The organism is Kitasatospora sp. NPDC056327, from assembly GCF_042261735.1.
Taxonomy (GTDB): Bacteria; Actinomycetota; Actinomycetes; order Streptomycetales; family Streptomycetaceae; genus Kitasatospora.
This window is the reverse complement of record NZ_JBHJRC010000339.1, coordinates 1-8,641: the sequence shown is the minus strand read 5'-3', so window position 1 is coordinate 8,641 and position 8,641 is coordinate 1. Positions and strand designations below refer to the sequence as shown.

At 75.0% G+C, this 8,641-nt stretch carries 9 protein-coding genes and 1 pseudogene; 9 read left to right on the top strand and 1 reads right to left on the bottom strand.

Annotated elements, in window-relative coordinates; all coding sequences use genetic code 11:
• The first annotated feature begins 235 nt into the window (after positions 1 to 235).
• The 5 genes from proB to ACFCX4_RS31865 all read left to right on the top strand — a co-directional run bounded on the left by proB (position 236) and on the right by ACFCX4_RS31865 (position 5,410).
• Positions 236 to 1,372, top strand: a complete 1,137-nt coding sequence (gene proB / locus ACFCX4_RS31885; protein ID WP_376150172.1) for a glutamate 5-kinase — start codon at positions 236 to 238, stop codon at positions 1,370 to 1,372.
• A 140-nt stretch (positions 1,373 to 1,512) separates the two neighbouring features.
• Entirely contained in the window at positions 1,513 to 2,037 is a 525-nt protein-coding gene (locus tag ACFCX4_RS31880; RefSeq protein WP_376150170.1) for a hypothetical protein, read from the top strand.
• 173 nt (positions 2,038 to 2,210) lie between these two features.
• Entirely contained in the window at positions 2,211 to 3,521 is a 1,311-nt protein-coding gene (locus tag ACFCX4_RS31875; RefSeq protein WP_376150168.1) for a glutamate-5-semialdehyde dehydrogenase, read from the top strand.
• Between the two features lie 113 nt (positions 3,522 to 3,634).
• Positions 3,635 to 4,222, top strand: a complete 588-nt coding sequence (locus tag ACFCX4_RS31870; protein WP_376150166.1) for a hypothetical protein — start codon at positions 3,635 to 3,637, stop codon at positions 4,220 to 4,222.
• Positions 4,223 to 4,345: 123 nt separating this feature from the next.
• The gene (locus tag ACFCX4_RS31865) at positions 4,346 to 5,410 is read left to right on the top strand and encodes a hypothetical protein (RefSeq protein ID WP_376150164.1); all 1,065 of its coding nucleotides are present in this window, start codon (positions 4,346 to 4,348) and stop codon (positions 5,408 to 5,410) included.
• 177 nt (positions 5,411 to 5,587) lie between these two features.
• On the opposite strand, the gene ACFCX4_RS31860 is transcribed toward ACFCX4_RS31865, so the two are convergent.
• Complete coding sequence (locus tag ACFCX4_RS31860) at positions 5,588 to 6,676, bottom strand: M48 family metallopeptidase (protein ID WP_376150162.1); 1,089 nt, start codon at positions 6,674 to 6,676, stop codon at positions 5,588 to 5,590.
• 334 nt (positions 6,677 to 7,010) lie between these two features.
• Here ACFCX4_RS31860 and ACFCX4_RS31855 point away from each other — a divergent pair, with 334 nt between their 5' ends.
• From ACFCX4_RS31855 to ACFCX4_RS31840, 4 genes and pseudogenes are all read left to right on the top strand, one after another.
• A complete protein-coding gene (locus ACFCX4_RS31855) occupies positions 7,011 to 7,157 on the top strand; it encodes a hypothetical protein (protein ID WP_376150160.1) in 147 nt (48 codons plus the stop codon).
• A gap of 211 nt (positions 7,158 to 7,368) precedes the next feature.
• Positions 7,369 to 7,527 carry a hypothetical protein gene (locus tag ACFCX4_RS31850; RefSeq protein ID WP_350569256.1) on the top strand — a complete coding sequence of 53 codons (159 nt, stop codon included), beginning with the start codon at positions 7,369 to 7,371 and terminating at the stop codon, positions 7,525 to 7,527.
• Between the two features lie 97 nt (positions 7,528 to 7,624).
• Positions 7,625 to 8,257, top strand: a complete 633-nt coding sequence (gene nadD, locus ACFCX4_RS31845; protein ID WP_376150158.1) for a nicotinate-nucleotide adenylyltransferase — start codon at positions 7,625 to 7,627, stop codon at positions 8,255 to 8,257.
• Between the two features lie 22 nt (positions 8,258 to 8,279).
• Positions 8,280 to 8,641, top strand: a pseudogene (locus ACFCX4_RS31840) (hypothetical protein); the annotation flags it as partial.

The following is an 8,641-nucleotide window of genomic DNA, read 5'->3' as shown; positions in this document are numbered from 1 at the left end:
GGGCGGCGGGGGCTTCCGCGTCGGCGGGGGCCGGGCGGCCGCGGGGCGGGCGGCGAGGGGGCCGCGCGGCGGTCGTCCGGTGGCTGTGCGGTGGCGGTACGACGGCTGTGCGGCGGCTGTCCGGCGGGTGGAAAGGGGTGCGGGCGGGGCACGCCGATCGCGTAGATTGCGGGGGACACGGCCGGGCCCCGGCGCCCGCCGCCAGCGCGCACCACACCGGAAGGGCGAACCCGAGATGAGCGAGGACGAACTGCGGGCGGAGGTGCTGACCGCCCGGCGCATCGTCGTCAAGGTCGGCTCCTCCTCACTGACCACCGCCGCGGGCGGCATCGACGCCGACCGGGTCGACGCCCTCGTCGACGCCCTCGCCAAGGTCCGTACCCGCCCCGGCGCCCCCGAGGTCGTCCTCGTCTCCTCCGGCGCCATCGCCGCCGGCCTCGCCCCGCTCGGCCTGGAGCGCCGGCCCAAGGACCTCGCCCGCCAGCAGGCCGCCGCCAGCGTCGGCCAGGGTCTGCTGATCGCCCGCTACACCGCCTCCTTCGCCCGCTACGGCCTGCGCGTCGGCCAGGTCCTGCTGACCGCCGAGGACGCCAGCCGCCGCGCCCACTACCGCAACGCCTACCGCACCCTCGACCAGCTGCTCGCGATGGGCGCGATGCCGGTCGTCAACGAGAACGACACCGTCGCCACCGCCGAAATCAAGTTCGGCGACAACGACCGGCTGGCCGCCCTCGTCGCCCACCTCGTCCGCGCCGACCTGCTGGTCCTGCTCTCCGACGTCGACGGCCTCTACGACGGCGACCCCAGCCGCCCCGGCACCAGCCGGATCGCCGAGGTGGCCGGCCCGCAGGACCTCGACGGCATCGAGATCGGCAGCGCCGGCAAGGCCGGGGTCGGCACCGGCGGCATGGTCACCAAGGTCGAGGCCGCCCGGATCGCCACCGGCGCGGGCATCCCCGTCGTCCTCACCGCCGCCAGCCAGGCCGCCGACGCGCTCGCCGGGCGCCCCACCGGCACCCTGTTCCTGCGCACCGGCAGCCGCTCCTCCGACCGGATGCTCTGGCTCGCCCACGCCAGCAGCCCGCGCGGGGCCCTGCACCTGGACGACGGCGCGGTCGACGCCGTCGTCTCCGGCGGCGCCTCGCTGCTGCCGGCCGGGGTCGTCGGGGTCGACGGCGAGTTCGCCGCGGGTGATCCGGTGGACCTTCTTGCCGAAAACGGCCACATCGTGGCGCGCGGACTGGTCAACTTTGATGCGAGGGAGTTGCCCCGCCTGCTAGGCCGGTCCACCCGGGACCTGGCCCAGGAGTTCGGCGCCGCCTACGAGCGGGAGGTCGTCCACCGCGACGACCTGGTCGTCCTGCGCGGCTGACCCGCCGCCGGGCCGCCGGAACGCGGGCGGTTCCGCACGGGGAGCACGTCCGGCCACGGGCGAAGAGGGGCGCGGTCGTCCGCGCGCCGGCCGGGGCCGGCGGGTACGACGACACGACATCGCCGAACAGGAGGCCGCCGGTGGAACGCAGGCGCGAGGCAGCGCTGACCGGAGGGACCGCGGGCCGGCGGCTGACCAGCATCGACGGCGGCGGGGACGACGGTCCCGCCGGTCCGGCCGGTCCGCCGCCCCAGGGGGCCGGCACGGTGCACCGGTTCCGGACGGAGCGGCGCCCCGCCGCCGAGCCGCCCACCGCGCCCGATCAGGCCCGGCTCTGGCACGTGGTGCTCAGCGTGGCCGGGCCGGTCACCCCGCTGACGGAACTGCGGGCCGGGCTGGAGCGGTTGGCGCACGACCACTCGTTCTTCCTGACCGCCCGTTACGCCGCCGACCACGCCGAGATCCGTTACTGGGAGCAGGCCCGCGACCTGCACGACGCGGCGGCGATCGCGCTGCGGCTGTGGGGCGAGCACAAGGCGACGGCGAAGCTGCCGCCGTGGGAGATCGTCGGGCTGGAGGTGGTGGACCGGGCGACGTACCACAAGCGGGTGGCCGAGGGCTTCGCCGGACCGGCGCCGCAGCTGGGCGGGGTCTACCCCTACTGACGGCGGGCAGGGCGCGGTCCCGCGGCGGTTCCGGCGGCCGGGGCCGGCCGACGGGCCTTGGCGGACGGGCCCGCGCCGACCGGCGCCGGCCGGCGCGGGCCGGGCCGCCGGAGCCGGGTCTCACGGGGCGAAACGGGCGGGGGAGGGCCGGACCCCTCCACTACCCTGGGCGCATGAGCAGCGACCTCGCCACCGCCGACAGCCCCGTCCTCGCCGTAGCGCGCCGAGCCCGGGAGGCGGCCGCCGAGCTCGCCCCGCTGCCGCGCGGTGCGAAGGACGCCGCGCTGCGGGCGGTCGCCGACGCCCTGGTCGCCCGTGCCGCCGAGATCACCGCCGCCAACGCCGAGGACGTCGAGCGCGCCCGCGCCGCCGGCACCCCCGAGTCGGTGATCGACCGGCTCGCGCTCACCGCGGAGCGGATCGCCGCGATCGCCGCCGACGTCCGCGACGTGGCCGGCCTGCCCGACCCGGTCGGCGAGGTCCTGCGCGGCTACACCCTGCCCAACGGGCTGGACGTGCGGCAGGTCCGCGTCCCGCTCGGCGTCGTCGGCATCATCTACGAGGCCCGCCCCAACGTCACGGTCGACGCCGCCGCGCTCTGCCTGAAGTCCGGCAACGCCGTGCTGCTGCGCGGTTCCGCCTCCGCCTACCGCTCCAACACCGCGCTGGTCGCGGTGGTGCGCGACGCCGTCGAGGCCGCCGGACTGCCGGCCGACGCCGTCCAGCTGGTCCCCGGCGAGAGCCGGGAGTCCGTGCGGGAGCTGATGCGCGCCCGCGGCCTGGTCGACGTGCTCATCCCGCGCGGCGGCGCCTCGCTGATCCGCACCGTCGTCGAGGGCTCCACCGTCCCGGTCATCGAGACCGGCACCGGCAACTGCCACGTCTACGTCGACGCCGCGGCGGACCTCGGGATGGCCGTCGGCATCCTGCTCAACTCCAAGGCCCAGCGCGTCAGCGTCTGCAACGCGGCCGAGACCCTGCTGGTCCACCAGGACGTCGCCGAGGAGTTCCTGCCGCTCGCGCTCGCCGCGCTGGCCGGGGCCGGCGTCACCGTGCACGGCGACGACGCGGTGCTCAAGGCGGCCGAGGGCTCCGCCGCCACCGTGGTGCCCGCCACCGACGAGGACTGGGAGGCCGAGTACCTGTCGTACGACATCGCCGCCGCCGTGGTCCCCTCGCTGGACGCCGCCGTGGCGCACATCCGCCGCTGGACCTCCGGCCACACCGAGGCCATCGTCACCGGCTCGCAGGCCGCCGCCCGCCGCTTCACCCGGCTCGTCGACTCGACCACCGTCGCCGTCAACGCCTCGACCAGGTTCACCGACGGCGGTGAGTTCGGGTTCGGCGCCGAGATCGGCATCTCCACCCAGAAGCTGCACGCCCGCGGCCCGATGGGACTGCCCGAGCTGACCAGCACCAAGTACATCGTCACTGGTGACGGCCACGTCCGGGGTGAGGCGACGCCGACCGTGGGCGGCGCCTGAGCCGCCGGCCGGGGCCGGCCCGCCCGGACCCCGGCGGGCCCGTCGTCACACGGGTGACGGACCAACTGGTCCGAGGCCCAGACAAATCGCCCGCCCGGTAATACGCTGAATCCGTGGCTGACGATGTGGGGGGTTCGCCGTACCCCGACGGTGCCGACCACGGTGGTGCGGACGACGAGTTCGCCACCGTGGTCTTCGACGAGGCCTTCGTACGGTCCGCCGCCGTGCACGAACCGACGGCCAAGGAGCGGCAGCTCGCCGCCGCCGAGGCCCGTTTCGAGCCGGACTCGGCCGGACCCGGCTGGGGCTACGAAGCCCCCGCCGCGGACGGAGTGCCACTGGAGCTGCGCCCGTACCCGAGCCGGCTCGACGACGACCACCACTATCCCGATCCGTGGACCGGCCCCGGCCGGTCCGCCGGACGGCGCTCGCGGCGCTGGCGCCCGGGCGGTTTCGACCCGATCGGCGCCGGCCGCGGCCGGTACGTCGCCCAGCAGCGCTGGCACCGGCCGGTGGCCTGGGTGCTCGCCGTGATCATGGGCGTGAGCCTGGTCGCGGTGGCCGTGGCGGCGATCTACCAGGGCGTGGGCGGGGCCGGTGGCGCCCCGCGGCGGCCCGAGTCCGGCAGCACCAGCCCCGGGGTCGACCCGGTGCCGGCGCCGGCCGAGCCGTCGCTGGTGGTCACCGCCCCGACAGGCTGACGCCGACCGGCCGGAGGACCGGACCGGGGCGCCCCTCGCGGGGCGCCGCCGGTCACGGAGAGCTTCCGGCGATCTACCGCAGCACCCTCGTGGCAGGGCGAGGGTGCGCCTTACCCTGGTGTCATGGGTGACCCGCGCGAGCCTCCTGAGGGTGCGCCCGAAGGTGGTTCCGGAAACGATGACGAGTACCGGTCCGTCGTCTTCGACGAATCGTTCGTCCGGGCTGCCCGCATCCAGGAGCTCTCGGCGCGCGAGCGGCTGTCCGGCGCCTTCGGCCGGCCCACCCGGGCGAAGGTCGGGCTGGGGCCGCTCGGCACCGTGCCCCGGCAGGCGCTCGCGCTGCTGCTGGTGATCCTGCTGGCCTTCGCGGCCGCCGTGTACTTCGGCGTCAGTTCGCCGGTCCGGCCCACCGCCCGGCCCCAGGGCAGCCAGCTGACCGTCAGCGTGGTGGCGCTGAGCCCCGCCTCGGTGGTCCACCCGGTCGCCGATCCGGCCAGCCCGTTCGCGGGCCTGCCGGCCGGCTACAGCGACGGCGCGGTCGGACTGGGGACACCGGCCGGCGCGGCCACCGGGCACTTCTCCCGGGTCGAGGTGACCAAGGCGCTCGACACCGTGCAGCGCTACCTGGTGGCGTCCTCGCTGGCGCCCGCCGTGCTGGTGCAGGGGGCGACCGCGGACGTGCGGGTCTTCATCACGCCCGGCGAGCAGGCGCAGTTCGACGCGAGCGTGTCGCAGCCGGTCGACGACCGGCACCACGCGCTGACCGGCTGGCTGGTCCGCTTCGACCCGGCGCAGGTCGCGCTGGCCGCGGACACCGTGAAGGTGGCCGGGGCGATGCGGATCGACGAGTCGGACAGCAGCACGCTGCGGATCACCACCGACCACACCTTCGTCTACGCGCTGAAGGCCGCCGGGGCGCCGGCCGGGGCGCCGGTCACCCTGGAGACCGTGCGGCGGCAGCTGACCTTCGAGTTCGACCGGGTCGACCTGTCGGCCGGGCAGTTGCGGCTGGTGGACTCGGTGCTGCAGGCCGGGCCGGCGCCGTGCGACGGCTCGCTGGCCGGGGTGGTGCAGCCGGTGCTGGCGGGGACCGAGGCCACCGCGCCACCGGCCGGGCCGCCGGCGGTGGATCCGGGCAACCACGCACGGCCGGCCTGGCAGCTGTGCGGGGTGCTGGCGGGCGGCTGAGGCGGGGCGGGAACGGGCGGCCGTGCGGGCGCGGGGCCGCGGTGACCTGCGGGCCCGTGGCTGCGGTGACCTGTGGACCCGGGGGCCCGGGGACGACGGGACGAGGGGGACGCCGACGGCCCCCGGCCGGGGTGGCCGGGGGCCGTCGCAGAAGCGTTCCTGCTCGTACTGCCCCGGTCAGTCGGTGCCGGTGGTGCCGTCGTCCTTGCTGCTTCCGCTGCTTCCGTTGCCGTTGCCGTTGCTGCGCCCGGCGCCGGTGAAGGTGTCACGGAGCTTGCCGCCGACGGTGGCCGCGCCGCCCGCGACATCGCGGATGAGGCCCATCAGCGGGTCCTTGCTCTCCTTCACCGTGGTCGTGTAGTGCTCGGCGGCGGCCCGCCACTGCTCGCCGACCGAGGTGTCCGGGTCGTCGGTGCGGCGCGGGTAGGCACCGGCCAGGATGGAGCGGTACTCGTCGCTCTCGGCCCACTTCTTGAGCTGGGCGACCCGGACCACCGCGAACGGGTGGCTCTGCGGCAGCACCTGCAGCAGCTTGAGCACACCGTCCCGCAGGTCGCCGGCCTTCTCGTACTCCTCGGCCTGCTCCAGGAAGGCGTCCACGTTCATCTCGGCCAGGTTGTGGCCGCCGGCGAGCTTCATCAGGGCCCGCATCGACGCCTGGAGGTCCTGCCCGGCCAGCAGGCCGGCCCGGTCGCTGGAGAGCTCCGCCTTGCGGAACCACTCCTTGAGCGCGGTGACTATCGCCATGATCGCCAGGTTGCCGAGCGGCACCCAGGCGATCCGGGCGGCGATGTTGGTGAGGATCATCAGCATCGTCCGGTAGACCGCGTGCCCGGACATCGCGTGGCCGACCTCGTGGCCGATCACCGAGCGGAGCTCCTCCTCGTCCAGCAGCTCCACCAGGCCGCTGGTGACCACGATCACCGGCGTGTCGATGCCGATGCAGAAGGCGTTGACCGCCGGGTCCTGGGTGACGTAGAGGTCCGGCACCTTGTCGAGGTCGAGCACGTAGGCGGCGTCGCGCACCATGCCGTGCAGCTCGGGGAACTGCCGCTCGGAGGTCTTCACGGCGGTGGCCAGGAACATCAGCCGGATCGAGCGCTCGGAGACCAGCCCGGCGAGCCTCTTCAGCACGTCGTCGAAGCCGGTGAGCTTGCGCAGCGCCACGAGCGCCGAGCGGTCCGCCGGGTGTTCCCAGGCCCGGGTGGAGATCTCCGGGAAGCGCTGGCGGCGCCGGCTCGGAGACTTCGAGGTGGTGTCGGTCATGGTGTGAGTACCTCCCTGTCGACGGCGGCCCCCGGCCCCCGGCCGGTCCCCGCTGGTCTTCGCCTGCAACGACTGTCTGTGCAACGTCCGCGGTTGCGTACTCGTCCCCGGAGGTCACCCTACGCGGACCCGGACAGTCCTCCGGGGCCGTGCCGGAGGGGCCTCCGGACCGTCCTCCGGGCCCGTGCGGGCCGTCCGGTCGGCCGTCCGGGGAGCCACGGAGCGTGCCCGCGGGGGCGGTGGGGGGCCGCGGTGTGAGGGCGGTTTACCCTGAATGCCCGGGAGAGCCGGGCCACCTCCGGCCGCGGCACCGAGCAGTCCGAGGAGCCCGCAGATGTCCACCGCCGCCCTTGCCAGCCTGGCCGCCCCGATCTCCGGCGAGGCCGGCCCCGGACTCTTCCTGCGGATCATCCTGATCGCGTCGTTCGTCGGCGTGGGCCTGCTCGCCTGGATCCTGCTGCGGGCCGGCCGCAACAACTGACCGGGCCGCCCGGACTCCCGCCGGCCGCAGGGCCACCGGGCCGCCCGCGGGGCCACCGGGCCGCCGTCCCCCGGGCCCGGCTCACGGCCGTTCAGGCGCGGTGGGCCGCCGAGCGGTTGCCTTGTAACCCCCCGTACGATGACGGGTGGGTCCTCACCGGCCCGCACGACACCCCCCGCCCGTCATCCGAGCCGAGAAGGTCCCGCCGACCATGAGCACTGCTGCCGCACTCCCCGTCCTGAACCTTCTCGCGAACGAGGGCGAGGGGGGCAACCACGACAGCCTCAACCCGTACCTGACGGGTGGCGCCGCCCTGTTCGTCCTGCTGCTGCTGCTCTTCGTGACCACCCGCTTCAACCGGGACCGCTGACCGCTCCGACGGCGGCCCGGGGCGCGGCACCGCCCCCGGGACGCCCGTCGCCCGGCCGTTCCCGCACCGTAACGGGCGTCGCGTAAGGTGTGGCGCCATGGGAGAGCAGACCGGGAGTCCCGGCGTACCGGCGCCGGCGAAGCGTCGCCTCGGCGTGATGGGCGGCACCTTCGACCCGATCCACCACGGGCACCTGGTCGCCGCCAGTGAGGTGGCCAGCGCGTTCCACCTGGACGAGGTGATCTTCGTCCCCACCGGGCAGCCGTGGCAGAAGAGCGACCGGCAGGTCACGCCCGCCGAGGACCGCTACCTGATGACGGTCATCGCCACCGCGGAGAACCCCCAGTTCTCGGTCAGCCGGATCGACATCGACCGCGAGGGCCCGACGTACACCGTCGACACCCTGCGCGACCTGCACGCGGAGCACCCGGACGCCGACCTCTTCTTCATCACCGGCGCCGACGCGCTCGCCCAGATCCTCTCCTGGCGGGACTCCGACGAGCTCTTCTCGCTCGCCCACTTCATCGGATGCACCAGGCCGGGGCACACGCTGACGGACGCCGGGCTGCCGGTGGGCGGGGTCTCCCTGGTCGAGGTGCCCGCGCTGGCCATCTCCTCCACGGACTGCCGCGACCGGGTCGCCAAGGGCGAGCCGGTCTGGTACCTCGTCCCGGACGGCGTGGTGCGCTACATCGACAAGCGGGCGCTGTACGCGCCGAACCGGACCTGATCCCGGAGGGGCCGACCGACGGATGAGCGAGCGCAGGGGACCGCAGGGGCAGCAGCCCGGGCAGCCGGACGACTGGTCGACCGGGCAGTACCAGCAGTACCAGCCGTACCAGCAGCAGGGTGGCTACGAGCAGCAGCAGCCCGATCCGTACGAGCAGCCGGGGGCCTACGAGCAGCCGGGGCCGTACGGGCAGCAGGCGGCGCAGGGTTACCAGCAGCAGGGCGGTTACGGCTACCAGGACCAGTACCAGCAGCCGGACCAGTACCCGCAGCAGGGGTACCCGCAGTCCTACGAGCAGCCGGGGGCCTACGAGCAGCCGGGGCCGTACGGGCAGCAGGCGGCGCAGGGTTACCAGCAGCAGGGCGGTTACGGCTACCAGGACCA

Bases quoted from the DNA above. Each gene is read 5' to 3' on its own strand.
- proB (WP_376150172.1), top strand. From the start codon at position 236: ATGAGCGAGGACGAACTGCGGGCGGAGGTGCTGACCGCCCGGCGCATC.
- ACFCX4_RS31875 (WP_376150168.1), top strand. From the start codon at position 2,211: ATGAGCAGCGACCTCGCCACCGCCGACAGCCCCGTCCTCGCCGTAGCG.
- ACFCX4_RS31865 (WP_376150164.1), top strand. From the start codon at position 4,346: ATGGGTGACCCGCGCGAGCCTCCTGAGGGTGCGCCCGAAGGTGGTTCC.
- ACFCX4_RS31860 (WP_376150162.1), bottom strand. From the start codon at position 6,676: ATGACCGACACCACCTCGAAGTCTCCGAGCCGGCGCCGCCAGCGCTTC.
- ACFCX4_RS31855 (WP_376150160.1), top strand. From the start codon at position 7,011: ATGTCCACCGCCGCCCTTGCCAGCCTGGCCGCCCCGATCTCCGGCGAG.
- ACFCX4_RS31850 (WP_350569256.1), top strand. From the start codon at position 7,369: ATGAGCACTGCTGCCGCACTCCCCGTCCTGAACCTTCTCGCGAACGAG.
- nadD (WP_376150158.1), top strand. From the start codon at position 7,625: ATGGGAGAGCAGACCGGGAGTCCCGGCGTACCGGCGCCGGCGAAGCGT.